This window comes from Skermanella aerolata KACC 11604 (assembly GCF_000936425.1).
In the GTDB taxonomy this organism is placed as follows: Bacteria; Pseudomonadota; Alphaproteobacteria; order Azospirillales; family Azospirillaceae; genus Skermanella; species Skermanella aerolata.
This window is the reverse complement of the sequence record NZ_AVFK01000002.1, coordinates 46,027-70,050: the sequence shown is the minus strand read 5'-3', so window position 1 is coordinate 70,050 and position 24,024 is coordinate 46,027. Positions and strand designations below refer to the sequence as shown.

Sequence of the window (24,024 nt, the reverse complement as noted above, 5' to 3'; positions counted from 1 at the left end):
CGCGCAAGTTACCCAATTGCTTGCCATGGAACAACGTTTTATCGATCTTCGTCAGACTTACTTGACCGATATCACGCGCCTTGAGGCCATTGAAGAGGGCGGCTTTTTGATGCGCAGGTTCGAGGACAAACCATGTCCGACATGCGGAGCTTTACCCGGCCATCAGCATAAGCCGCACCCGCTTGGAGCGGTAGAGCAGCAGCAGGTTGCAGCCCAAGCAGAAATTGTCAAGATCAAGCGCGATCTCACTGAATTGGAGTTGACCCTCAGAAATTTGCGAGTTGAACTTGTAGGTATGCAGGCGCGCAGCGAGAACTTTGCTGCTGTGGCAGCGACACATAACCGCGAAATTGACTGGTTGCGGCCTATGGAGGCCAGTACCAGGGCTTCGTACCGAAAGGTTCTGCAGAGGCTTGAGGACGCCGACCGAATAATCGACATTTCAGCACGCCGTCTCGACTTTTTGGCACGCCGTCAGGCGATCGAGGCTATCAAGGTGGGGCGACAGCGTGCAGAAGGCCTTAGCATTGGCATTGATGGACCCACGGGGCACAGGTTTGCCCAGACTGTACAGCGGGTCCTCGAAGCTTGGCAATATCCTGGCCTGGAGGCGGTCACGTGGGAGCAGCCGTTGTATGATTTTGCCGTCAACGGCACTCCACGTGGCCATAATGGCAAAGGTGTAAAAGCCATATTCCATTCAGCGTTCGTCGTTGCTGTCCTGATCTACTGCCGCGAGAATAAGCTTCCGCATCCGGGTTTCGTCGTCCTGGATTCGCCTCTCGTTACTTATCGCAAGCCTATATTGTACAAGCGGTATGGTGAACTGGACGCCGATGAAGCCGTCGTCGCGCAGACTGGGCTCGACCTCAAGTTCTACGAACACTTGGCTTCCTTGTCAGACCTTGGTCAATTCTTTGTCGTCGAGAACAACGATCCCCCAGCCGCCATAAGCGGCAGGGCCAGGATCGAAACTTTTTCTGGGAAAAATGGCTCCGGCAGACAAGGGCTTTTTCCGCCACAGCAATGATACTGGCCCCTCACCAACCCGCAAGGAAGGTTACTCTGATCATTCACTCCGCAGGCCCATGGCGCTTGTCGGTTGGATCGCCCTTGGTCGCTAGCCGGGATATCGTATAGCCGAATGCGAGGACGGCGAGCGGCATCACTACGTAGGCCAGAAACCATGTTTCGTTCATTTCAGACCTCCTGAAGTTTTCCGCGCCCTCAAATGATGGCCGATCGCGACACCAAACCAAGTAAGGCTGCCAACTCCAAGTGCTAACCCGGCTCCGTTTGCCGGACCAACACCATACAGGAAACTGACGGCCGGACCTAGGACACCGATAGCCAGACATGCCGTCGAAGCCCTGTCGAGCGCGTTGGCAGCCAGTTTGATCCGCTCATTGTAAATTATGGTCACGGTTGCCGATCTTTACACCCGGCGCCCGGCTCAAACCCGATGATATAAGTGCGGCTGGTCATTGGTATCTCCTTTGATTGGGCAAACGCGCCCAACATCAGTAAAACGAGGGTGCGCGTTCAGCGCGTCTTCGACGGCCTTGAAATTCTGCGTCGATGCCATCGGAACCGGGAGTTGTTGCCGATCTTCTTGTACGGAGGATTGAGGATGGCGTGAGTAAATCCGCCGCCCGACTTCATGCCCGCCCTACGCGATCGTCCTTCGATAGCCGTCCCTCAGCCGCGACGCCGACACTGGTTACCCCTCAAGTCAACGCCCCAGCCAAGTACAAACTAACCCGCATCCCCCCATGCGACACCGACACCGCCGGCTCTCCGAACGGCAGCCCCGTCGCCCTGGCAAGCGTCGCCTCGCTCGTCACCAGCCCAACCCTCCAGCCGACGAAGCAGCTCGTCAGCGTCTGCCCCAGCGCCGCGTATAGGGAGTAAAGCTGCTTCTTGTCCCCGATCCGGTTGCCGTAAGGCGGGTTGACGATGACCAACCCCGGCGGGCCGCTCGGCGCTACGAGGTCGGTGACCGCGTGCTGCCGGAACTCCGTCATCCCGGCGACGCCCGCAAGCGCCGCGTTGGTCCGGCTCATGGCGATGGCCCCCGCGTCGCGGTCGCTGCCATGGAACCGGACAGCCGGCTTGATATCGCCATCTCCCCCGACTTCACCCCCGGCCTCATCCCCGCCCCCGGCTCCGTCCCCTGCCCCGCGCATCCGGCTCCAGGTCGCCTCGTCGAAACCCGCCAGTTGCTCGAAGGCGAAGCGCCGCGACCGGCCCGGCTTCAGGCCGGCCGCGATCTCCGCCGCCTCGATGACGAAGGTGCCCGATCCGCACATCGGATCGACCACGGGTTCGGTCCCGTCATAGCCGCATTGGCGCAGGAACAGCGACGCCAGGGTTTCCCGCATCGGCGCCTTGTGGACTGCTTCCTTGTGGTTGCGCTTGTGCAGTGATTCGCCGGAAGTATCGATGCTGATGGTACACAGGTCGTCATCGATCCGCGCCTTGATGACCACTTCGGCCTCGGCGGAAATCGGTGCGCCCAGTTCTTCCCGGATCGCCTTTTCGATCCGCTGCGTCGCCGCCCCCGCGTGATAGATGCGGGAGCCCTTGCACGCCGCCTCGACGCGGACAGGCACGTCCGGACGCAGGAATTCGCTCCACGCGACCCGGCGGGCGCGCTTGTCGAGCTGGGCCAGATGTAAAGCGCGGAAGGCTGCCACGCGCGCCAGCACGCGGCTGGCACCTCGCAGTTCCAGGTTCGCCCGCCAGACCTCGGGCCAGCCGCCCCTGACGGTCACGCCGCCCTTGATCGGCGTGGGGTCGATGAAGCCCTTCTCGCGCGCCTCCGCACACAGCAAGGCTTCAGCCCCCGGAAAGGTCACAAGGAAGATCTCGATATCGCCGACTGTATCCATGCCGGCTACATAGCGCGTGGGCGCGTAATCATCGACACCTTTCTGGCGGCGGCTCTACGTGGCCGGGATGCCGCTGGCGGATAGCGTATCCGACACGGTGTCCTACCGGCTGGAACGGGTGCTGTTCGCCATAGTGGACGCGGACGCGAAGGAAAAGGGGTCGGAATGAATCACTTATACTGCTTATCTCGCGCCAAAATCCAAATTCTTATCTATACAACCAACCGCCCTTCCCTTCATTCAAGCCCCCAGCCGGGCCTTGTTCATCCGCAGCGTGACGACAACCCCTTCGGGCGGCCAATCGAAAGCGATGGTACCGCCGAGTTGGCTGGAAACGCTTCTCGTGACCAACTGGCTCCCGAAGCCCGACGGCTTGTTCAAGGCTTCGACCGGCGGCCCCCCGGTCTCGGTCCAGGTAATCACGACCTCGCTATCCTGCACGGTGCATGACACGGCGACCGTGCCGCTTTCCGTCGAAAGCGATCCGTACTTGATCGAGTTCGTCGCCAGTTCATGGACGACAAGGGCCAATGTCGTGGCCGACGCCTCTCCGACAAGCAACTCCGGCACGCAAACCCTGACACGAGCGCCGATCGCTCCCTCATCGTCGTAGGGTCCCAGAAGAACGGCGAGCAGGTTGGCGAGGACGGCAGCCTCCTTCGGCTGGCTGAGAACCGGGCGGACAAGGTCGTGCGCTCGGCTCAGCGCGGTAAGCCGCTGGGTCAGATCACGGTGCATCTCCGTCGTCGTCGCCGTCGATCGCGCCGAAATTCCGGTAAGTGCGGAGGCGATGGCGAACAGGTTCTTGACCCGGTGCGCCATTTCGTTCGCCATCATCTCGCGGCCTTCCTCGGCCAGTTTGCGCCCGGTCACGTCAAGGAAGACCCCGAACATCATCCGGCCAACAATGCCCTGGTCGTCGCCCCTGCCACGAGCCGATATCCACCGGACCTCAGCGCCGTGCAGGATGCGGAAGTCGATTTCATAAGCGCCGAAGATCTCCCGCGTCGACGCGAAAGCGGCCCTCACCCTGTCCAGGTCCTCCGGATGGATGCGGGCGGAAAGGTCCTCGAACGTTATGGCTCCTACGTCCACCCCCCACAAGCCATAGGCGCGCTCGTCCAGAGCGATCTCGTCGGTATCGACATTCCACGACCACAGCGCGATGCCGGCCGCGTCGGTGGCGATCCGCAGTCGATGGGCGTCCCACACCGGGGGGCTCACTGTTTTCCCTGACATCGCCATACTTCCAGTGCTGGATGGTTTCGCGAGCGCATTGGCCATCCTCCAACTTACATTTCAATAGGTCTACACATTGATGGCTCGATATGTTCAGCAGTTTTCTCGTCTCTGGCTGGTAGTATAGCCGATAGGATGCTTCCCGTAACGTGGCTTCTCTTAACAAAGATGTGGTTCAAACCGAACTGCTCGACTATAAAATTCAACAGGCTTGCCAACCTTTCCTATCCTTCACTCCCATAGCCACGACAGACCGGCTTCGTTATTCCCTCACGTCAGCGCCCAGCCAAGTACAAGCTCACCCGTATCCCTCCATGCGACACCGACACCGCCGGTTCCGGGTGTGTACACATGCCCTCGCCCACCCCCTCGCTGCCTCTGCAACAGTCCGGCCGGCGTGAAGCCCAGCAACTTCGATCAAAGTACGGGACGAGCAACACATCTCCCAATGCGCCCTGCCTCAATGCCACGCACCTACTTTATAATGCCTTCGACTCAATACCCACCGACCGGCAACACACCCGTCCATGTCGAACCATCGTACCTGAAAATCATAAGCTTTAAGCCGGCGCGGCACCATGCAACCTCGAAGGCGTAAGCTGGCCCATGGGGAGAAACGAGCATGACGAAGGTCTCCACCGTCCAGCAGTTGCCGGTGACGCCGGCGGATTCCTCTTCGCCCGAAGCGGCGCCTGAACCGCCCGTGCCGAAGGAGCCGGCGGCTCAGGCCAATCCCCTGCGCCGCACGGCGATGATCGTGATCGGGTCGGCGCTTCTGCTCTTCGGAGTGTCGGTCTTCATGGAACGGCGGACGCCCTCCACCTCCCAGTCGGTCGTCCAGGCTTATATCGTCCGCATGGCCCCCGAAGTTTCCGGGCGGGTGATCGAGGTTGGGGTGGTGGACAATGCGGTCGTCGCGGCGGGCGACGTGCTGTTCCGTATCGAACCTGATCCCTACATCATCGCGGTCCGGGAGGCCGAGGCGCGTCTGGCACGGATCGGCCAGACCATCGGCGCCTCGACGGCGGCGGTCGATTCGGCCCAGGCGCGGCTTGTCGAGGTCACGGCGAACCGCAACAACGTCCGCGATCAGGCGCAGCGGGCCGTCGAACTGGTCAAGCGGGGCGTCTATGCCCGCGCCAGGGAAGACGAGGCGATAGCCTCGCTGCAAGCTGCCGACGCCACGGTGGTCCGGGCGGAAGCCGATCTCGCCAAGGCGAAGCAGGAACTCGGTCCCGCCGGCGAGAACAATCCCGACCTCCAGGAAGCCTTGGCCGCCCTCGAGCGCGCCCGGCTCAACCTCGCGCGCACGACGGTTTCGGCTCCCAGCGCCGGTGTCGTCACCAACCTCCAGGTTGCCGTCGGCGAGGCCGTCGCCGCCGGCGAAGCCGTCATGACATTCATCGACTCCGGCACGGTCTGGATCGCGGCGGCGTTCAAGGAGAACAGCCTCCAGTTCGTCAGCCCCGGAGATCAGGCGCAGGTCGTCCTGGACTCCCTGCCCGGCCAAGTGTTTCCGGCACATGTCGAAAGCGTCGGATGGGGCGTATCGGGAGAAAGCGTCGATCCGACAACCGGACTTCCGACCATTCGTAATCAAAGCGGCTGGGTCCGGGAAGCGCAACGCTTCCCCGTCCGCCTGATCTTCGAAGGCGGATATCCGGCCGGCGTCCGCTACGGTTCGCAGGCGAATGTCGTGATCTACACGGGCGAGAGCAACCCTGTTATGAATGCGCTCGGCGCTTTCTGGATCAGGATCGTTTCGATGCTGACCTATGTCAACTGACACAGGAGGGCGGCGCCAGGGGTTGCGGATCGCCTTCGCGGTCGCGGCCAGCTTCACCACCGCCGTTGCCCAGGGCGAAGTCATTCCGTTCCTCGGAGCTGTTTTCGCCACCCAATTCCTGATGGCGAGCCGGCGGCCCATGGGGGTCCCGCAGGGTATCGGCTTCGTTGCGGTGATCGTGCTGGCGGGCTACGGCTTCATGCTTCTCACCAGCATCCTGGGAAATCGCCCAACCCCCTACCTGCTGATGCTCGGCCTGATCTACTTCGCCTGCTTCCTGGCGCAACTCAACCGCCGGGGTGGTCCGGCGCCGGGGTTGATCCTCATCATCGGGGTGGCAGCACCGCTGCTCGGCGTCCTCGATCGGGATCTCGGTGCATCCGTCGTCGTCATTCTGGGCAAGGCCGCCGCCAACGGCGTCCTGTTCGCATGGCTCGCGCATGTGGCGTTTCCCGACCAGGAAAGCGCCGACTCCCGCCCGCTCCCGCCACAGCATATCCACCGCCAAGCGACGCGCATCGCCTTTGCCAATACGGTCATCCTGCTCGTCATCTTCGCGTTCTGCGTCGCCGACGACGATCTCTCGACGGCCGTGGTCCTGCCGCTGACCGTCGTATCCCTGCTGGGCCAGATCGACCTTGTGACCAGTCCGCGCGCGGCGGCCGGTCTGGTGATCGTCAATCTGCTGGGAGGGATCGTCGCCTCGATAAGCTTCACGATCCTCCGACTGTGGCCGGAGCTTTTCTGGCTGTTCCTGATCGTCCTGACCGTCGGCCTTATCTTCGGAGGACTCGCCGCCGCCAATGTCACGACCGGGAAACTGTATGCCGGCGCGTTGATCACCTTCCTGATCCTGTTCGGACTCGGCGTCTCGCCGCTGCCCGGAAGCAGTGCCGAAGCATTCTCAACCCGGATCGCCTATGTCCTCGCCGCTGTCGTCTACACGATCCTCATGGCCGCGGTGCTCTGGCCGGCTCGCCCGGATTTGGGCAGCGCCGAGGTCAGGCACCCGGTATCCACATGAGTCGGAACGAAGCCGGCCGATCAGTGCGCCGCCGCCCCCGGTTCGATGATCCCCAGGAGCCGGAGCCCGAAGACGAAGAGTTGCACCGCCACCGCCGTCAGGAGGACGCCGAAGACGATCTCCGATACGATCAGCGACGTCGGATTGATCCGCTTGGCGATCTTGTCGATGTTGCTGAAGATCAGGTAGTCGAACGCGCCGACCGCGAGCACCAGGACCAGCACGAGCACCGCCGACCCGACGGTATGGACGCTTTCGGACGCGATGATCAGAACCGTGATGCCGACCGGATTGAACAGGTACGGGACCGCCAGCGGATAGACCGCAAGCTTGTCCGGATCGGCCGGCGCGTCCAGGTGTTCCACCACCTCCTCGCTGCCCAGCGCCATCTTCACGGCGATCAGCGCCAGGATGATGCCGCCGGCTACCGCGACAGCGCCGGTCGTGATGTGCAGCAGACTCAGCAACAGCCCGCCGGTGACGAATACCGCCAGGGCGGCGACCACGGCGGTAATCACCATGCGGCGGCCAATGGCGATCTGCTGCTCCGGCGGAAACTTCTTCGTCTTCTCCAGGAACGGCACCAGCGCGATCTTCGGCCCCATGCCGATCAGGAGCAGCAAAAGGAGCGTGGCGACGGTTTCCAAATTAATGACCGATAAATCCATGATGTCTCCATCGTCAGGTCTCACGGTCCCTGGTCGGATTTGACCGGCTCCGCCTGCCTAAAATTTACATTAAAGCAAATAAGAAAGGAAGCAGGCAAGGCGAACCGAAGAGTACAGCCTCTTGATTCATGCCGAACTTCTCGACGATCCAAATCCGGAGAATAGATAAGGGAGTAAGTAAAGTGAAATTATGAGTAATACCAGCAGCCGAAGACCTTGACCGACGCTCCTGCCGCCATGTCGGGCTGAAGAGGCCCGACCTACAGGAGCGCGCAATCCTTCGGACCGACGCTCCGGCCATTTTATACGAGCACGCTGACGTAGGTCGGGCCTCTTCAGCCCGACATCTAACGCTCCTGACCGGTCGATGTTAAATTCCGTTGGCACACCGCCGTCGAAATTCCCCGATGATTACAAGTGCTTCAATGGTCCCAGTATGGTAGGATTACTTTCCGATAATCGGCCACGCTGAACCCGCGTGCATCATAGCAAGGCTAACAGGAACAAGGCTAACAGGAAAGAGTGACACTCGATGACGAACAGTGACGTTTTTCCTATTTTCCTTCCGTGCCGCCGCCCGCTCCATGCCGCCCGAAGCGTCTGAATGATGACATTTGCGGCCTGGAGGGGGTGTGTACACATGCCCTCCGCCACCCCCTCCCCGCCCCTACAGCAGCCGAGGTTGCCGGGATTTTTCCTCCGCCGCAGCAGCCGGCGCCGCCGGCTCCACTTCCACCGGCTCGACCAGGGAGGCGTCCTCGTTCCGCACGTTGTTGACACGGGTGCTGACCGGGTAGGCTTCAAGCCAGTCCTCCGGACAGGGGCGCAGCAGCGCTTCGGCGGTGTCCTTCGGCGTCTCGGGGTTCATCCACGCGTCGTAGTCCTCGGGGGCCAGGATCACCGGCATCCGGTGGTGCAGCGGCTTCAGCACTTCGTTGGCGTCCGTCGTCACGATCGTCGCGGTTTCCAGCGGCTGGTCCAGTTCGGGGCCACCCTTCGGGCCTTTCCAGCTTTCCCACAGCCCGGCGAAGGCGAAGGGCTGGCCGTCGCGCCGGCGGATGCGGTAGGGCTGCTTCTTGCCGCCCTTCGGCACGCCATGCTGCTGCCATTCATAAAAGCCGTCGACCAGCACCAGGCAGCGCCGCCGGGCGAAGGCGCTGCGGAAGGCCGGCTTGTCCGCGACCGACTCCGACCGCGCGTTGATCATCCGGCTGCCGATCGACGGATCGTCGGCCCAGTACGGCACCAGCCCCCAGCGCATCAGCACCAGCTCGCGCCGTTCCTCGTCACGCAGCAGGCGGACGGCGGCGATCTCCTGGGTCGGGGCGATGTTGTAGCGGGGCGCCAGGTTGGGCAGTTCGGAAAAGCCGAAGATCCGGCTCAATTCCGCGACGGGGGTGGCAAGGGTGTAGCGTCCGCACATGTTATTTCCAGTTCGTGGCCCTACCGGCAACATAACCGTCTTCAGGGCAGTTCCAGCCATGCGCAACGTTACATGACAGCCTTGAGCGATTGCGGGGTTTGTCATCCGGCATATGTCGCTTAAACTCTATACCGCCTGCCTTCCGTGGCAACGCGCCGCGATGGCAGGCCAAACAAAGAGTTCACCGAATCGGGTTCCATCTGGGGGGTTGAAGAGCACATGACCAAGTTCGGCATTGGCCAAGCGGTTCCGCGTACCGAAGATGCCCGCCTGTTGACTGGACGCGGGCGCTACACCGACGACATCTCCCTACCGGGTCAGACATACGCCTATGTCCTGCGGTCACCGCAGGCCCACGCCGAGATCGTCTCCATCGACCTGGAAGAAGCCCGCAACGCCCCCGGCGTCGTGGCGATCTACACGGTCGAGGACCTGGAGGCGGCCGGCATCCAGAACATTCCCTGCAACGTCCCGCTGGTCCAGAAGGACGGTTCGCCGCTGGTGACGCCGCCGCGCCCGGCCCTCGCCAAGGGCCGCGTCCGCCATGTCGGCGATCCCGTCGCCTTCGTCGTCGCGGAAACGCTGGATGCGGCGCGTGACGCCAGCGAGCTGATCTTCGTCGATTACAGCCAGCTTCCCGCCATCATAGACACCGCCGGCTCGCTCGCCGCCAACGCCCCGCAGGTGTGGGAACAGGCGCCCGGCAACCTCAGCTTCCTCTGGGAAAAGGGTGACGAGGCCGCGACCGAGGCCGGCTTCGCCAAGGCCGCCAAGGTGGTCAGCATCGACCTGATCAATAACCGCGTCGCCCCGACGCCGATGGAAGGCCGGGCCTGCCTCGCCACCATCGACGACCAGGACCGCTACGTCCTCTACGTGTCGAGCCAGGGCGTCCACGGCATGCGGACCCAGCTCGCCACCCAGATCTTCAACGAGCCGGAAGAGAAGTTCCACGTGCTGACGACCGATGTCGGCGGCGGCTTCGGCATGAAGATCTTCATGTATCCGGAATACGTCCTGTCGGTGTTCGCCGCGCGCAAGCTGAACCGTCCGGTCAAGTGGACCTCCGACCGGAGCGAGGCCTTCCTCAGCGACGACCACGGCCGCGACAACGTTTCCCACGCCGATCTGGCGCTGGACGCGGACGGCAAGTTCCTGGCGATGCGGGTCTCCACCGTCGCGAACCTCGGGGCCTATCTCTCCAACTTCGGCCCCTACATCCCAACCGATGCCGGGACCGCGATGCTGGCGGGCGTCTACACGACTCCGGCGATCCACATCCTGGTCAAGGGCGTGTTCACCAACACCAACCCGGTTGACGCCTATCGGGGAGCCGGGCGGCCGGAAGCGGCCTATCTGCTGGAACGCCTGGTCGATGCGGCGGCGCGCGAGCTGAAGATGCACCCCGGCGAGTTGCGCCGGCGCAACTTCATCCCGCCGGAAGCGATGCCGTACAGCACTTCGCTTGGCCTCGTCTACGACACCGGCGAGTTCGCCCGCAACATGGACGACGCCCTCGCCCTGTCGGAATGGGACGGCTTCGAGCAGCGCCGGAAAGAGGCCCGCGCCAAGGGCAAGCTGCGCGGCATCGGCATGTCCACCTATATCGAAGCCTGTTCGGGCGGCGGACCGGAGCAGGCGACCATCCAGATGGACGGCGCCGGCAAGGTGACGGTCCTGATCGGCAGCCAGTCCAACGGCCAGGGCCACGAGACGGCCTATACCCAGATCGTCTCCGCCCGGCTCGGTGTTCCGATCGAGGACATCGAGATCGTCCAGGGCGACAGCGCCCGCATCAGCTTCGGCTCCGGCACCGGCGGTTCGCGCTCGATCCCGGTCGGCGGTGCCGCCCTGTCCGACACGGCGGAGCGGGTGATCGAGAAGGCCCGCGCCAAGGCGGCGGAGATGCTGGAAGCGGCCTCGGTCGATATCGAGTTCGACGACGGCACCTTCACCATCGCCGGCACCGACCGCAAGGTGACCATCCAGGACGTCGCCAAGGCCAATGCCCCGGCCGGCGGCGGCTTCGCCTTCGACGAGGAACGGCAGTGGACGCCTCCCGCCTCGACCTTCCCCAACGGCTGCCACATCTGCGAACTGGAAATCGACGAGGATACCGGCGGGATCGAGTTCGTCCGCTATACCGTGGTCGACGATTTCGGCAAGGTGCTCAACCCGATGATGCTCGCGGGTCAGGTCCATGGCGGCGTCGGCCAGGGCATCGGACAGGCGATCCACGAGGAATGCGTCTACGATCCCGACACCGGGCAGCTCCTGACCGGGTCCTTCATGGACTACGGGTTGCCGCGCGCCACCGACCTCCCCTTCGTCCAGTTCAAGCTGAACGAGGTGCCGAGCACGACCAACGCCCTTGGCATGAAGGGTGCGGGTGAAGCCGGCGCCATCGGGGCACCGCCCGCCGTCATCAACGCGGTGGTCGATGCGCTGTCGGTCTTCGGCGTCCGGCATGTGGACATGCCTGCAACACCGGAGAAAATTTGGCGTTTGATCAATGCGGAACGGCCTGCAATGGCCGCTGAATAGCGTCGCCGGGGTTTCCCAAGGCTCATGGCGAGGCGTATGCTCACCTCTCTGTGAGCTTTGGGGGACTTATGGCGGATTTCAGCCTGGATCAGGGCTTTGCTAAACTACTGCCTTCCGTAAAATCGATTGCGCGGGAGGCCGGTCAGGTCATTCTGCGCTACTACACCGATACGGTCTCCGCCCATGTGAAGCCGGACGGCAGCCCGGTGACGGCGGCGGACCACGCCGCCGAAGCCGTCATCCTGCCGGCCCTCCATCACCTGACCCCGAATATCCCAGTAATCTCCGAGGAGGAATACGCTTCCGGTAAATCTCCTCCTGGTGACCACCCGACCTTCTGGCTGGTCGATCCGCTGGACGGCACCCGCAGCTTCGTTGAGCACACCGGCGAGTTCACCGTCAACATCGGGCTGGTTAGCAACGGCATTCCGGTGCTCGGCGTGATGTACCTGCCGGTAGACGGCGACCTCTACGCCGCCGCCGGCCCGGGCACCGCCGTCCACTGCGAACAGGGCCGGCACGACGTTCCGATCTCCGCCCGGACCATTCCGGCGGACGGACTGGTCTGCCTGTCCAGCCGGCGGCATGGCGACCGCGAGAAGCTCGACGGCTTCCTTCAGGGCAAGCTGGTGAAGGAACACCGCCACTCCAGCAGCGCCCTGAAGTTCTGCGTGATCGCCAGGGGCGAAGCCGACATCTATCCCCGCTTCGGCCCGACCTGCGAGTGGGATACCGCGGCCGGTCACGCGATCCTGCTCGCCGCTGGCGGTTCGATCGAGACGCCGGACGGCAAGCCGCTGGGCTACGGCAAGCCCGACTACCTCAACGGCGAGTTCGTCGCCTACGGCCGGCGATGAACCTCAGCACCGCCGCCGTAACCGTCCTGACCACGGCGGACCCTGCCGAGAAAGTACGCCTCTCCCGCCGGTTCGCCGAAGAATGGCGCACCGGCGCTATTTCTCAACCTGTCGCTGCACCCCTTCCGGACCGGCCGGCCCGCCCGACGGAACCGCAACTCCTCCCCGTCCGCGACATGCCGCCCCGCCGGAAAGGCGGCAGCGCCGCCGGGCGGACGGCGTTGGTTCACGCCCTTGCCCACATCGAACTGAACGCCATCGACCTGTCCTGGGACATCGTCGCCCGCTTCGGCTCCGATATGCCCAAGAAGTTCAGCGACGACTGGGTGCAGGTTGCCGACGACGAGGCGCGGCATTTCGATATGCTGTCGCACCTGTTGGAAAGCCAGGGCAGCCGCTACGGCGCCCTGCCCGCCCACGACGGTCTGTGGCAGTCCAGCCAGGATACCGCGCACGATCTGGCCGCCCGGTTGGCTGTCGTTCCGCTGGTCCTGGAGGCACGCGGACTGGATGTAACGCCTGCAATGATCCTCAACCTCCGGAAATTCGGAGACGATGCGGCTGCGGATGCCTTGCAGATCATCCACGACGACGAGATCACCCACGTCGCCGCCGGCCGGCGCTGGTTCGAGTATGTCTGCGCCGAGAAGGGGCTGGAGCCGATCCCGACGTGGCAGACGTTGGTGAAGACATACTTCAAGGGCAGTTTGAAACGTCCGTTCAACGAGGTCAGCCGGTCCAAGGCCGGCTTCGCCGCCGCGTTCTATGAGCCTATCGCAGATTGAAAAACCAACCTACCTGCGCCGCGTAAGGACGAGGGCCGTCACGTCGTCGTTGAAGCTGCCGAGTGCCGCCAGCGAGTCGAGGACTCCGTCGAGAAAGTGGTTGTCGTCGGGAAGGTGCATGTGTTGCCGGGCGATCTCCAGTAGCCCTTCCTCACCCAGCACGGTGTCGTCGCTGGTCCAGAGTTCGCTGGCCCCGTCACTGTAGAGGAACAGCCGGGCACCGACCGGCAGGGGAACGTCGCGGTTCTCGTAGCGGGCCGAGGCGAGGATGCCGACCGGCAGCCCGCTGCTGTCGCCGAACTCCGGTACGTCGTCGCCCGGCTGCCAGATCATCGGGGCCGGAGCGCCGGCGGAAGCGTAGTGGAACGTGTCGGTCGCCTGATCGACCACGCCGACCAGCATGGTCGCGAACTGGCCGTTCCGCAGAAGCGGACAGACCCGTTCGTTCACTTCGCGCAGATGCTCGGCCGGATCGAAGTTGCTCAGGTCCATCTGGCGCAGGATCGCATGCAACCGGAAAGTGTTGAGTGCCGCACCGACGCCATGGCCGGAGAAGTCCACCAGCCAGACAATCAGCCGGTCCCGGTCGTCACGCCGCAAGTCCCAGAAGTCGCCGCCCAGTTCGGACGAGGGCTCGAAGTGAGCCGACAGGCTCAACCCGAGGTCCGTCCTTGCCTGGGCCAGCCGCGACGGCGGCGGCAGCAGCCGTTCCTGCATGCTCCGCGCCAGCGCCAGCTCCGTCTGCCGACGGTTGCGGTACTGTTGCAGGTCGCGCAGCAGCGCCTGGTTCTCCAGGTGGATACGAACCCGCGACAGCAATTCCGTCGCGTTGATCGGCTTGGTCACGAAGTCGGTGGCGCCGGCGGAAAACGCGTGCTTCCGGTCGTCCGAACTGGACAGGCTGCTCTGCACCAGGATGGGCAGGTCCTTCCAGGCCGGGTTGGCCCTGACCTGACGGCACACCTCGAACCCATCCATCTTCGGCATCATCAGGTCGAGCAGCATCAGGTCCGGCGGAGCTTCGCCGATCCTGGCCAGTGCATCGACGCCGTCCTCCGCCGTGCCGACATTGGAGAAGCCGCCACGCTGGAGCACGGCTACCAGAAGGTGCCGGTTGACCCGGTTGTCATCGACGACAAGGATCCGGGAGTTCCTGATGTTGACCGAAGCGGATGACGTTCCTGTCATGACGCTGCCTTGGCCCTCGGTGACTGGAATGCCTCCTTGGCAAGGAAGATCAGCGTCATGTCCTCACGCGGACGGTCGCCGACCACGCGGGCCAGCGCCGATGTCACGCGGGCACAGGCTTCGACCAGCGTCGGCGAGCCGAGCGCGGGAGCGGCCAGCTCGGCAAGGGCTTCCGGAGCGGATGAAATGCACTCCACCGGCAAGGCCGCGGCCACTGCGTTGTTGTACAGAAGCAAACGGGCGCCCGGCCCGAACGGCAGGACACGGGCGGGGAACACGCTGCCGCCACTCTCGCCGACCGACGCGCCGTCGCTGTCGCCGAGTTCCGCCACCCGGTTGCCGCACTGAAGCAGGATGGGCCGGCCGGCCGCGGCGGTGGCATAGGTGAAGGTGCCGATCATGGGATCGATCACGCCGTAGATGACGGAGACCCGCTCCCCCGATTCGAAAAGGTCCACCGCCCGCGCGTTGACCTCGCCGAGGAAGCGCGAGGGGTCGCCCGCCAGGGGCGCCAGTTCATGCAGCACCGTATGCATCCGGAACGCATTCAGTGCCGCGGATACGCCCGTGCCGGTCATGTCGAGCAGGTAGAGCCCGAAGCGGCGCTCGGACAGGGGAATGATGCCCCACAGATCGCCGCCCAATTCGCTGGATACCGCAGTGTGATGGCGGATGCGGACCCCGCTGTCGCGGCCGATCTGGTCGAACAGTGCCGGTGTCGGCAACAGGTGATTGTACATCTCCCGCGCCATGCCGAGTTCGCTTTCCAGACGTGCCCGATAAAGTTGAAGGTCCTGGATCAGGACGCGGTTTTCCAGATGGATGCGGACCCGCGCCAGCAACTCGTTGCGGTCGATCGGCTTGGTGATCAGATCGGTCGTTCCGAGCTGGAACGCCTTGTTGCGGTCCTCGGTGTTGGACAGTGCCGTCTGGACCAGCACGGGAAGGTCGGAAAACCGAGGATCCGCCCGCAGATGGCGGCAGACCTCGAACCCGTCCAGTCCCGGCATGACGATGTCCAGGATGACGAGGTCGGGCAACTCGTCGCCGATCTTCCGAAGCGCGTCGATACCGTCCACCGCATGCTGTATCCGCCGGAACCCGGCCTGCCGAAGCATCGCGGTGATGAGGGTGCGGTTGAAGTCGGTATCGTCCACGACCAGGATCAGGCAATCGTAGATGCCGATCTGGCGGGTTTCCGCTGAAGCCGGAGCACCGGTCATCGATCGAACCTCAGCCGGATGCGGCGTCCGTCATCCAGCAGTTCCCAACCCGACACGAGCGTCTCGATCAGCGAAATGCCGCGCCCGCTCGCAACGCTCGACTTGCGCGTCCCCGGTACGAATCCGGGTCCCTGGTCGATCACGTCGATCGCGATCCCGCCATCTCCCAGCAGGGCCGCCACCTTCAGCCGCTGGCAGGCAAGCTCCGGATCGGCGAGCCGGCCCTCGACTTCGTTGGAAAACCGCTCCAGGGCGGTAAGCGACGGGTTTTCAAGACTGTGAACGGAGAGGTTGCCATGAATGACGGCATTGCTGATCGCTTCCTGCAATGCCAGCTCCATGTCGTAGCACCGCTCCTCCCCCACCGGCTGCCGTCGGTCGAGGGCCTGGACGATGCGGTGGGCAAGCTGGAACCGATAGGCCGAAACCGTCGTCAGGGACACGAAGATCGAGCTGGTCCGGGCGAGACGCAGCGACTCCGCGACGTCCGCTACTGCCAGTCCGCCGATTTCGATGCATGTGCGGGCGCCACGGCTGAGAATTTCACCAAAACTCTCGTCATCGAGGTTTGCCGCCAGCACGGCGGCGCCGTCAAGCTCCCAGTCGGCGGGCAAGCCGGTTGCGGCCCGACCGCATCCGATGGCGGATGCCGAGGCAAACTCCTCAAGACGCTCGGCGGATAGGCCGACGCCGTACAGTGTGTTCGCCTGCATTCTTGATCACCGATCCCTGACGTCAGTCTTCGATGTCGATGACTTTGCCGAGTTGAGCGACGGTCAAGACGCGCTTGACCTGTCCCTGAGCCCCTCGCAGAGTCAGGTTCTTGTTTAGCTGACTGACTTCTTCACGGGCGACGAGGATCATGCCGAGCCCTGAGCTGTCGACGAATTCCAGGCCGCTGATCACGAGGATCTGCCGGTTGGCGCTGCTCTGGACCATCTCCTGGATCATGGCCCGTACCTTGCCGTGATCGTTGAAGGTCAGTCGGCCGGACAGGGAGATCTTGAGTTCGGCGCCATTCTGTTCAATTCGATAATCCATAAATCACCCTACCCCTTCACTACCGGCATACTCACCGGCGATTGTAATACTATGTATCATTTAAAACAATTCGATATTATCGTCATTGTCGCCACCGCCATAGGGCGCCTCCACTTCCGGATATGCCGCATCGAGATCGAGCGCGCCGTTGGCATCGAGCGCCGTCCCGTCCATCAGCATGCGCCGCACGAAACGCTGACGCAGTTCGCTCAGCGTCATCCCGGAGAGCAGGCGGTCCAGCCATTCCTGGGGGAACGAAGCCTCGGTCCCGACAGGCAGCGCGGAACGGGTCCTTCCTCCCAGATCGTCGAGCCCGGCGGCGATCACGGTCATGCCGTCGATCACATGATCCAGGCGCTGCTTCGCCAGATCCTGGAACTGCATGCGGGTGATGACCTGGTTGATGTGGGCGGAAATTTCCGTCGAAACCCGCGCCGCATCCTGGAGGACGCTCTGGAAATGATGGCTCTGCGAGACGAGGCTCATCATCGTCATGTCGATGCGGTCCTTGGCGAGCATCTGCGGCGACAGGTCGGTATTGGCGATGTCGCGCAGGATCTCGTGCCCTCTCCGCACGCCGATCACGACAGCGCCGACCTTGTCGCGCATCCGCCCGGCCAGATCGCCGGTCGCCTTGGAAAGCTGGCGCACCTCGTTCGCCACGACGGCGAAGGTCCGTCCTGCCTCCCCCGCACGGCTGGCCTCGATCGTGGCGTTGAGCGCCAGGAAGTTGGTCTGGCGGTTGATCTCGTCGATGTCGGCGATGCTCTTCTCGACCTCGCCGACATCGCGGACGACATCGTCCAGCACATAGACCATCGTCATCGCCTGCTTCGACAGGTTGACGATGTTGTTGACCATCTCGACCAGGATCTCCTGCATGGTCGCGACTACATGGTCCAGCGCTATCGGCTCCCCGTCTATCGTGACGGAGTTGGCGACCGAGATGATGTCCTCGACCCTCTGCGTCTGCTCCTTCGCGGAGGCCGCGAGGTCGCGGAAGCGGGAGCTGATCTCGATCGTGCTGGTTTCGACCAGCTCACTGGTCCGCCGCACCTCGTTGGCCAAGGCGTCCAGGCACTGGTGCTGCATGTCGGAGAAGCCAAGCCAGCGGGCCAGCAATTCGTCATAGCCGGCAAGGGACGTATCGGCGCCGGAGCCGGCTCCCCCGTCCTGAGGGCGCAGGTCGGCAGGCAGGGCCACGCCGGGCGCCGCGGCCTTGCCACCGGTGATCTTCAACAATCCGAATGCCATCGGTCACCCCCTCCAGCGCATCATCGCAAGCCGCGTCATTTCAGGCGGTCGCCGGGAGCGGCGGCGGCACGCAGCATTTCGGCCGGGATCTGGTTCAGCGGCATCTCGACGGCGATGCCGCCGGCCAGCTTGGCCATCCTGGGCATGCCGTAGACGACGCAGCTCTGTTCGTTTTCGCCGATGGTCCAGGCGCCTGCGGCCCGCATCGCGGCCATGCCGGAAGCTCCGTCGCGTCCCATGCCGGAGAGGATGACGCCGACGGCGCCGGCTCCCGCCACTTCGGCGACCGAATTGAACAGGACATCGACGGACGCCCGGTGACCGCTGACCGGCGGTCCGTCGGAGATCTCGCAGCTATAGCCGAATGCGTCCTTCCGCAACGCCAAGTGCCGATCGCCCGGCGCTATCAGCACCTCGCCGACGTTCACCCGCGCACCATGCTCCGCCACCCTGACGGTCAGCGCCGACTGGCGATCCAGACGGGCGGCGAAGCTGGGAACGTAGAAAGCGCCCATGTGCTGGACGATCAGGATCGGCGGCGATCCTTCCGGCAAAGCTTCCAGGATGTCCCTGATACGCTCAACCCCGCCGGTCGATGCTCCCAGCGCTATCAGCCGGCTGCCGCCGACGCGTCCCGCCACCTTGGCGCGGACCGGCTTGGGACGCGGCGCACCCAGGCGGGCACTGGCGGCGATCTTAAGCTTGCCGATCAACTCGTCGCGAAAATCGGCGAAGCGCTCGCCCTCCGCGCCGTTCGGCTTGCCGATGCAGTCGATCGCACCAAGCTCGAGAGCCTTGACGGTGGCGTCGGCGCCTTCCCGCGTCAGCGTCGAGACCATGACGACCGGCATCGGACGCAGCGTCATGATCTTGTCGAGAAAGGTCAACCCATCCATCTTTGGCATTTCGACGTCCAGCGTCAGGACATCCGGATTGGTCGCCTTGATCATTTCCCTGGCTTCGAAGGGATCGGCCGCGTGGCCGACCACCTCGAACCCCGGCTCCGCCGACAGCGCCTCGGTCAGCATCCGCCGCATCAGCGCGCTGTCGTCGACGATCGCAACACGGATCGGCTTGGCCATCATCAATCCCCGAACAACTCGATATCGCCTTCGACCGGCTTGGTCTTCAGATCGGACATGAAACGCATTTCGCTCTGGATCATGTCCGGAACCGCTTCCTTCCGAAGCAGCCGCCGCATCACCCGTCCGGTATTGGGGAAGTAGTGGACCCGGCGGGCCAGCATGCCGCCCAGGTCCTGTCCCACCAGCGTCAATCCTTCCGCCCTGATGAACTCGAGAACGAACTCCGCATTGTGCTTGCCGATCGGATTGCTGCAGGCGATCACCTTGGCCCCGCCGAAGACCTTCACTTCCAGCCGGTCGCGCCGGCCGCCGCGCCGCAGGATCTCGTTGATCAGCCTTTCCATCGCGACACCGCCATACCGGGCCGCCGCGGCGGCGCCCTCGTCGTGGCCGCGCGGCGCCTGCGGCAGCAGGAAATGGTTCATCCCTCCGAGTTGCAGGATGGGATCGCGGATGCAGGCGGCTATGCACGATCCGAGCGTCGTCACCAGCATCTCGTCCGGCCGCTGGGAGATCTTGTGCTCTCCGAGCAGGACCTTGACGGCATGTGCGCTGAAGCCGGGATGATAATAGCCTTCGCTCCGCTCTTCCTGATGGTTGTGCGCTCCGCGATGGCCATGATGGTTGGCGGCCGGCTTCATGATATCGCCTGATAGCTGGTCGGCCCGACCTGCTCGAACTGGTCGGAGACGCCATAGAGGCTTTCCGAATGTCCAAGGTAGAGGTGACCGCCGGCAGCCAGGAGCTGATGGAATTTCCCGATCACTTGGCTCCTGCCGTGACGATCGAAATAAATCAGGACGTTACGACAGAAGATCGCATCGAAGGGACCGCGCATCGGCCAGTCCTCCAGCAGGTTCAGCGGCTTGAATGTGATCAGCCGGCGCAGTCCGTCGCTCATCGCGAGCATCGTGCGCGATCCCTGCTGCTGAACCGAGGTATGGCGGTCTCGGATGGCGGCCGGTATGGCGGTCGCATTGTCGGCGGCATAAATGCCGCGCCGCGCCGTTTCGACCATGTGGGTATCGATGTCGGTCGCCAGAATCCTGGCATCCCATCGGTTTATTTCCGGCAGCGTCGACAGGACCGTCATCGCGATGGTGTACGGCTCCTCGCCCGACGAGCATCCCGCCGACCAGATGCGCAGGCGCGGCTTGGTCGTGACCTTGGCCTGACACTCCCTGACATGGGGAAGGACGACTTTGGCTAGATGCTCGAAGTGGTGAGGTTCGCGGTAGAACCGGGTCAGGTTGGTGGTCAGGGCATTGACGAGCAGGCCGATCTCGTTCTCACCCTGCTGGCTGGATAGGAAGGCGCAGTAGGCGTCGAAATCCGGCAGGTTCAGGTCGCGCAGACGGCGGGCCAGCCGTGAATAGACCATTTCGACCTTGTGCGAGGCCAGCGTTATGCCGGTAAGCTGCTGGAGGAGCGCCGCGATCTGATCGAAGTGGCCGCGGGTGAAATGGAATTCCCGCTCGCCGCTGGATCGCGGCAACGTGCCTTCACGCTGCCGCCCCCCGCTCGCCGACCCGTTCGCTCCTGCCGATCTGTCCGTCACGTCGTTTTTCCGATTCCGTTTCCATCCGGGGACTGCGCCCCTGGGATGCCGACACCCCGGTCCTGACCGCAAATGTCATCAAAAGGCCGCAAGTACGGTTTTCCGACCGCTGGTCAGAACTCCTTCCAGTCGGGATCGTCGGCGGTTTCGACGCGGCGCAGCGTGGACGCATGGGCAGCCGGCCGCTTGACGTCGGGCGCACGGGGCGGTGCCCCGACGCGCGCCGGGGCACCACGCCCCTGAACGACACCCTTGCGGACGGTCAGCGGCGCCGGACGGGACGACCCGCCGTGACCGCCATGTCCCGCCTGCGCGAATCCTGCATCCTGCTGGGCAAGCCCGCCGGCCACGCTGAAGAAGGAAATCAGCGACCCGAGGTCGTGCGCCTGCCCTTCCATCGAACGGGCCGCCGCCGAGCTTTCCTCGACCAGCGCCGCGTTCTTCTGGGTCATTTCGTCCATCTGGGCGACGGCGCCATTGATCTCGTCCAGGCCGTTCGCCTGTTCGGCGGTGGCGCGTGCGATCTCCGCGACCAGATCGGCGACGCGGCTGACGCCCGCGACGATATCCGACAAAGCTCCCCCGGCGGCACCGACCAGTTCGACACCGTCCCTGACCTGGGTATTGCTGTCGATGATCAGCGCCTTGATCTCCTTCGAAGCCTGGGCCGAGCGCTGCGCCAGCGTCCGGACTTCCTGGGCGACCACGGCGAAGCCGCGACCGGCATCGCCGGCACGCGCCGCCTCGACCGCCGCGTTGAGCGCCAGGAGGTTGGTCTGGAAGGCGATCTCGTCGATCACCCCGATGATGTCGCTGATCTTCTGGCTGGAAGCGTCGATCCGGCGCATGGCGTCGACGGCGTCGCCGGCGACCTTGCTGCCACGGTCGGCTGCGGTCCGGGCCGTCGAGGCGACCTCGTTGACCTGCTTGGCATTGTCGGCGTTGCTGCGCACCGTCGCCGCCAGCTCTTCCATGCTGGCCGCGGTTTCCTCGAGGCTGGAGGCCTGCTGTTCGGTCCGTTCCGAAAGGTCCAGGCTACCGGCCGAGACTTCGCGGGCGGCTTCCGAGATTGCGGCGGTGGACTGGCTGATCCGGCTGACGATGTCGGAGAGCTTCTCGGCGGTGGAGTTGAAGTCGCTCTTGAGGCGCTGGAACACGCCCTCGTAGTCTTTTTCGATCCTGCATGTCAGATCGCCGTGCGACAGCGACTGGAGCACGACCGCCAGATCCTCGGCCACGGCAGAAACGTTGGCAGCCAGCTTGTTGATGCCCTCGCTGACCGTCAGGAAGAACCCTGACTTGCCGGCAAGGTCCACGCGGCTGGAGAAATCGCCGCGAACCGCGCCGGCGACGATACTGCTGATCTCGTCCTCGATCTGAATCTCGTCGGTCAGGTCGCGCCACTCGATGATTGTGCCGAGGCGCTCGCCGCGTTGGCCGAAGACCGGATGGGCATTGACTTGGAACGTATGCCCGCCAGCCTTGGCGATGCCCTTGTGGCTCGTCGTCAAGCCGCCCAGCAGGCGGCGCTGGTGCGACGGGTCCTTGTGGAATACGTCGATATTGGTGCCGATAAGCGACTTGACGTCGAAATTCGGCAGGCTCTTCCGCAAGTCGGTCTCGCAGGTCGAGAACATCGCCAGGATGGCCTTGTTCATATAGACGATTATGCCCTGCGAATCGGCCATCATGATGTTGGCGCTGACGTTGTCGAGGCCGATCCGGGTGCGCACCGCCGCCACCGAAACCGTCTTGAGAGCATCCACGGCACGGGCCATGTCGCCGAGTTCGTCGGCGTTGCCGATATAGGGAACGGTAACCGCCAGATCGCCTTCGGTCAGGTCCGCCATGACCTTGCGGAGGGAGCCGATGGGGTTCGTGATGCTTCTGGCAACAACCTGCGCCGCGATGACACCGATCATTATGGAGGCGGCGCAGAGAATCAGGGTGATGATGATGGCGGTCTTGACGGCCTTGACCGTAGCCGCTTCGAGAGCCAGTTCGCTTTGCTGCGCGGAGACGGCGATCTCGGTCGTCTTGCGGCCAATCTGTTCCGCCAGCGCCACCAGGATGTCGTCGCGCAGCCGGACAGCTTCCTGGGTGAAGGCCAGCACCTCCTGGAAATCGGTGAAATAGGCCCGGATATCCTCGCTCAAGGCGGTCATCGACCTGCGGAGCTGTGGGTCCTTCAGGACACCGTCCAGCTCTTCCAGGTGGGTCCGCAACTCCGCCACGTTGGCATCGACCTGCGCCCTTGCGGCGCCGTCTCCACTGGTGATGAAGCGGGAAACGATCAGCCGCGCCAGCAACCAGTGCTCTTGCGCCTCGCTGGCCGTGAACGATGCGGAAGCGACGCCATCGGCCGCCGACTGGTCCTTGATCTCCGTGAAGTGACTGGATATCCGCTGCGCCTGCGGTTCCATCCGGTCGCGCAGCAGATTGTCCTGCCGTGTCCGCAGGTCGACGATCTTGTCCAGGTTCGTGAAGTAGGTGGCGACGAGTCCGTCGATATCCGCCACCATGCGCTGGCGGACGGGATCGGCGATCCCGGTCCGGGCGACGGCGATGCGGTCGTTCAGTTCACGCCTGCGCTCCTGAAGCAGCGGCAGGACCTTGGGATCCCCGGTGAAGACGTAGTGCCGCGAATAGACCCGGAAATTGAATATCGCGCCTTCGACCTCCTTCGCCAGCCGGGTATCGTTCGCGATGACGGCGAGATCGGCGACATTGGCTTCCGTCGAGAGGAGACTGTATCCCCCGAAGCCGAATCCTGCGACGAGCAGCACGACCAGCAGGCCGAAGGCCAACCATAGGCGCTTGATGATGCTGAGCCGGGCCAGAAAGGAATTGCTGTTGGTCGCGGACATGTCGGGAATTTCCTCGCGGCGCACTGATCAGGCCTGGGCCTGATGCGGGATCTGGATAGAAGAGGATGAGAGTTCTTCGCCGGCCTCGCCGGCAAACAATCGGGTCACGTCGAGCAGGGTCACCATCCGGTTTTCGGCGGTCACTAGTCCGCTCAGGTATTGCTGGTCGATCAATCCGCTGTCGACGTCAGGCGGCGGCTTCACGTCGTCTCGGGCAACCGTAAGGATGTCGGAGATCGCATCGACAAGGATGCCTCGCGTGCGGTCGCCGACCTGAAGCACGACCACCACGTGACGCCGCGTCACCTCGGTCGAACCGCCGCCGAAGCGGGCGCGCAGATCGAATATCGGGATGATGATGCCGCGCAGGTTGACCACCCCCCGGACGAAGTCGGGCATGTTGGGCAGCTTGGTTTCCGGCGTCCATCCCCGGATCTCGCGGACCGACAGGATGTTGACGCCATACTCTTCCGTGCCGACCGTGAAGGTGACGTACTGTTCCTGGGCGGCGATCGGCCCGCTGGCGATTGAACCGATCTGGCCCCGCGTGGCGTTCGGCAGGGCGACTGAAGTGCCTGTTTCCATGGTCTC

General features: G+C 63.8%; 21 protein-coding genes. 6 read left to right on the top strand and 15 right to left on the bottom strand.

Annotated features, from left to right (window positions below):
• Positions 1–16 precede the first annotated feature (16 nt).
• Complete coding sequence (locus N826_RS03325) at positions 17–1,030, top strand: hypothetical protein (RefSeq protein WP_044425986.1); 1,014 nt, start codon at positions 17–19, stop codon at positions 1,028–1,030.
• A 43-nt stretch (positions 1,031–1,073) separates the two neighbouring features.
• Here the strand turns inward: N826_RS03325 and N826_RS45655 are convergent, their stop codons facing one another.
• The 3 genes from N826_RS45655 to N826_RS03315 all read right to left on the bottom strand — a co-directional run bounded on the left by N826_RS45655 (position 1,074) and on the right by N826_RS03315 (position 4,130).
• Complete coding sequence (locus tag N826_RS45655) at positions 1,074–1,199, bottom strand: hypothetical protein (RefSeq protein WP_280178422.1); 126 nt, start codon at positions 1,197–1,199, stop codon at positions 1,074–1,076.
• A gap of 528 nt (positions 1,200–1,727) precedes the next feature.
• Positions 1,728–2,891 (bottom strand): THUMP domain-containing class I SAM-dependent RNA methyltransferase, encoded by a 1,164-nt coding sequence (locus N826_RS03320; protein WP_044425985.1) that lies wholly within the window; start codon positions 2,889–2,891, stop codon positions 1,728–1,730.
• Between the two features lie 240 nt (positions 2,892–3,131).
• Entirely contained in the window at positions 3,132–4,130 is a 999-nt protein-coding gene (locus N826_RS03315) for a sensor histidine kinase (RefSeq protein WP_044425984.1), read from the bottom strand.
• Between the two features lie 622 nt (positions 4,131–4,752).
• Here N826_RS03315 and N826_RS03310 point away from each other — a divergent pair.
• A complete protein-coding gene (locus N826_RS03310; RefSeq protein WP_084720452.1) occupies positions 4,753–5,916 on the top strand; it encodes an HlyD family secretion protein in 1,164 nt (387 codons plus the stop codon).
• On the top strand, positions 5,906–6,940 hold the full coding sequence (locus tag N826_RS03305; RefSeq protein ID WP_044425983.1) for an FUSC family protein: 1,035 nt from the start codon (positions 5,906–5,908) through the stop codon (positions 6,938–6,940). The genes N826_RS03310 and N826_RS03305 overlap by 11 nt, the downstream gene beginning before the upstream one ends.
• A 20-nt stretch (positions 6,941–6,960) precedes the next feature.
• Here N826_RS03305 and N826_RS03300 read toward each other — a convergent pair whose 3' ends face one another.
• On the bottom strand, positions 6,961–7,608 hold the full coding sequence (locus N826_RS03300; RefSeq protein WP_044425982.1) for a MarC family protein: 648 nt from the start codon (positions 7,606–7,608) through the stop codon (positions 6,961–6,963).
• A 667-nt stretch (positions 7,609–8,275) separates the two neighbouring features.
• Positions 8,276–9,031, bottom strand: a complete 756-nt coding sequence (locus N826_RS03295; RefSeq protein WP_044425981.1) for an SOS response-associated peptidase — start codon at positions 9,029–9,031, stop codon at positions 8,276–8,278.
• A 219-nt stretch (positions 9,032–9,250) separates the two neighbouring features.
• On the opposite strand from N826_RS03295, the gene N826_RS03290 reads away from it, so the two are divergent.
• The 3 genes from N826_RS03290 (at position 9,251) to N826_RS03280 (ending at position 13,217) form a co-directional block, all read left to right on the top strand.
• Positions 9,251–11,575: a xanthine dehydrogenase family protein molybdopterin-binding subunit gene (locus tag N826_RS03290; RefSeq protein WP_044425979.1), complete on the top strand. Its 2,325-nt coding sequence runs from the start codon at positions 9,251–9,253 to the stop codon at positions 11,573–11,575.
• 68 nt (positions 11,576–11,643) lie between these two features.
• Positions 11,644–12,432, top strand: coding sequence for a 3'(2'),5'-bisphosphate nucleotidase CysQ (gene cysQ / locus N826_RS03285; protein WP_044425976.1), 789 nt, complete (start codon positions 11,644–11,646; stop codon positions 12,430–12,432).
• Positions 12,429–13,217 carry a ferritin-like domain-containing protein gene (locus N826_RS03280; RefSeq protein ID WP_044425975.1) on the top strand — a complete coding sequence of 263 codons (789 nt, stop codon included), beginning with the start codon at positions 12,429–12,431 and terminating at the stop codon, positions 13,215–13,217. Before cysQ ends, N826_RS03280 begins: the two co-directional genes overlap by 4 nt.
• A 9-nt stretch (positions 13,218–13,226) precedes the next feature.
• Here the strand turns inward: N826_RS03280 and N826_RS03275 are convergent, their stop codons facing one another.
• The 10 genes from N826_RS03275 to N826_RS03230 form a co-directional block, all read right to left on the bottom strand.
• Positions 13,227–14,405 (bottom strand): PP2C family protein-serine/threonine phosphatase, encoded by a 1,179-nt coding sequence (locus tag N826_RS03275; RefSeq protein ID WP_044425974.1) that lies wholly within the window; start codon positions 14,403–14,405, stop codon positions 13,227–13,229.
• A complete protein-coding gene (locus N826_RS03270) occupies positions 14,402–15,628 on the bottom strand; it encodes a fused response regulator/phosphatase (RefSeq protein WP_044425973.1) in 1,227 nt (408 codons plus the stop codon). The genes N826_RS03275 and N826_RS03270 overlap by 4 nt, the downstream gene beginning before the upstream one ends.
• Positions 15,625–16,341, bottom strand: coding sequence for an ATP-binding protein (locus tag N826_RS39635; RefSeq protein WP_052830794.1), 717 nt, complete (start codon positions 16,339–16,341; stop codon positions 15,625–15,627). The genes N826_RS03270 and N826_RS39635 overlap by 4 nt, the downstream gene beginning before the upstream one ends.
• 22 nt (positions 16,342–16,363) lie before the next feature.
• Positions 16,364–16,669: an STAS domain-containing protein gene (locus N826_RS03260; RefSeq protein ID WP_044425971.1), complete on the bottom strand. Its 306-nt coding sequence runs from the start codon at positions 16,667–16,669 to the stop codon at positions 16,364–16,366.
• A 60-nt stretch (positions 16,670–16,729) separates the two neighbouring features.
• Complete coding sequence (locus N826_RS03255; RefSeq protein WP_052830793.1) at positions 16,730–17,923, bottom strand: methyl-accepting chemotaxis protein; 1,194 nt, start codon at positions 17,921–17,923, stop codon at positions 16,730–16,732.
• 35 nt (positions 17,924–17,958) lie between these two features.
• The gene (locus N826_RS03250) at positions 17,959–19,005 is read right to left on the bottom strand and encodes a protein-glutamate methylesterase/protein-glutamine glutaminase (protein ID WP_044425969.1); all 1,047 of its coding nucleotides are present in this window, start codon (positions 19,003–19,005) and stop codon (positions 17,959–17,961) included.
• Between the two features lie 2 nt (positions 19,006–19,007).
• Positions 19,008–19,649 (bottom strand): chemotaxis protein, encoded by a 642-nt coding sequence (locus N826_RS03245; protein ID WP_044425968.1) that lies wholly within the window; start codon positions 19,647–19,649, stop codon positions 19,008–19,010.
• Positions 19,646–20,566: a CheR family methyltransferase gene (locus tag N826_RS03240; protein ID WP_084720451.1), complete on the bottom strand. Its 921-nt coding sequence runs from the start codon at positions 20,564–20,566 to the stop codon at positions 19,646–19,648. Before N826_RS03240 ends, N826_RS03245 begins: the two co-directional genes overlap by 4 nt.
• Positions 20,567–20,679: 113 nt before the next feature.
• Positions 20,680–23,433, bottom strand: a complete 2,754-nt coding sequence (locus N826_RS03235) for a methyl-accepting chemotaxis protein (protein WP_063772186.1) — start codon at positions 23,431–23,433, stop codon at positions 20,680–20,682.
• A gap of 27 nt (positions 23,434–23,460) precedes the next feature.
• Positions 23,461–24,018, bottom strand: a complete 558-nt coding sequence (locus N826_RS03230) for a chemotaxis protein CheW (protein WP_052830792.1) — start codon at positions 24,016–24,018, stop codon at positions 23,461–23,463.
• Positions 24,019–24,024 lie beyond the last annotated feature (6 nt).

Coding starts and splice junctions, on each gene's coding strand:
- N826_RS45655 (WP_280178422.1), bottom strand. CDS start 1,199: ATGAACGAAACATGGTTTCTGGCCTACGTAGTGATGCCGCTCGCCGTC.
- N826_RS03320 (WP_044425985.1), bottom strand. CDS start 2,891: ATGGATACAGTCGGCGATATCGAGATCTTCCTTGTGACCTTTCCGGGG.
- N826_RS03315 (WP_044425984.1), bottom strand. CDS start 4,130: ATGTCAGGGAAAACAGTGAGCCCCCCGGTGTGGGACGCCCATCGACTG.
- N826_RS03310 (WP_084720452.1), top strand. CDS start 4,753: ATGACGAAGGTCTCCACCGTCCAGCAGTTGCCGGTGACGCCGGCGGAT.
- N826_RS03305 (WP_044425983.1), top strand. CDS start 5,906: ATGTCAACTGACACAGGAGGGCGGCGCCAGGGGTTGCGGATCGCCTTC.
- N826_RS03300 (WP_044425982.1), bottom strand. CDS start 7,608: ATGGATTTATCGGTCATTAATTTGGAAACCGTCGCCACGCTCCTTTTG.
- N826_RS03295 (WP_044425981.1), bottom strand. CDS start 9,031: ATGTGCGGACGCTACACCCTTGCCACCCCCGTCGCGGAATTGAGCCGG.
- N826_RS03290 (WP_044425979.1), top strand. CDS start 9,251: ATGACCAAGTTCGGCATTGGCCAAGCGGTTCCGCGTACCGAAGATGCC.
- cysQ (WP_044425976.1), top strand. CDS start 11,644: ATGGCGGATTTCAGCCTGGATCAGGGCTTTGCTAAACTACTGCCTTCC.
- N826_RS03280 (WP_044425975.1), top strand. CDS start 12,429: ATGAACCTCAGCACCGCCGCCGTAACCGTCCTGACCACGGCGGACCCT.
- N826_RS03275 (WP_044425974.1), bottom strand. CDS start 14,405: ATGACAGGAACGTCATCCGCTTCGGTCAACATCAGGAACTCCCGGATC.
- N826_RS03270 (WP_044425973.1), bottom strand. CDS start 15,628: ATGACCGGTGCTCCGGCTTCAGCGGAAACCCGCCAGATCGGCATCTAC.
- N826_RS39635 (WP_052830794.1), bottom strand. CDS start 16,341: ATGCAGGCGAACACACTGTACGGCGTCGGCCTATCCGCCGAGCGTCTT.
- N826_RS03260 (WP_044425971.1), bottom strand. CDS start 16,669: ATGGATTATCGAATTGAACAGAATGGCGCCGAACTCAAGATCTCCCTG.
- N826_RS03255 (WP_052830793.1), bottom strand. CDS start 17,923: ATGGCATTCGGATTGTTGAAGATCACCGGTGGCAAGGCCGCGGCGCCC.
- N826_RS03250 (WP_044425969.1), bottom strand. CDS start 19,005: ATGGCCAAGCCGATCCGTGTTGCGATCGTCGACGACAGCGCGCTGATG.
- N826_RS03245 (WP_044425968.1), bottom strand. CDS start 19,649: ATGAAGCCGGCCGCCAACCATCATGGCCATCGCGGAGCGCACAACCAT.
- N826_RS03235 (WP_063772186.1), bottom strand. CDS start 23,433: ATGTCCGCGACCAACAGCAATTCCTTTCTGGCCCGGCTCAGCATCATC.
- N826_RS03230 (WP_052830792.1), bottom strand. CDS start 24,018: ATGGAAACAGGCACTTCAGTCGCCCTGCCGAACGCCACGCGGGGCCAG.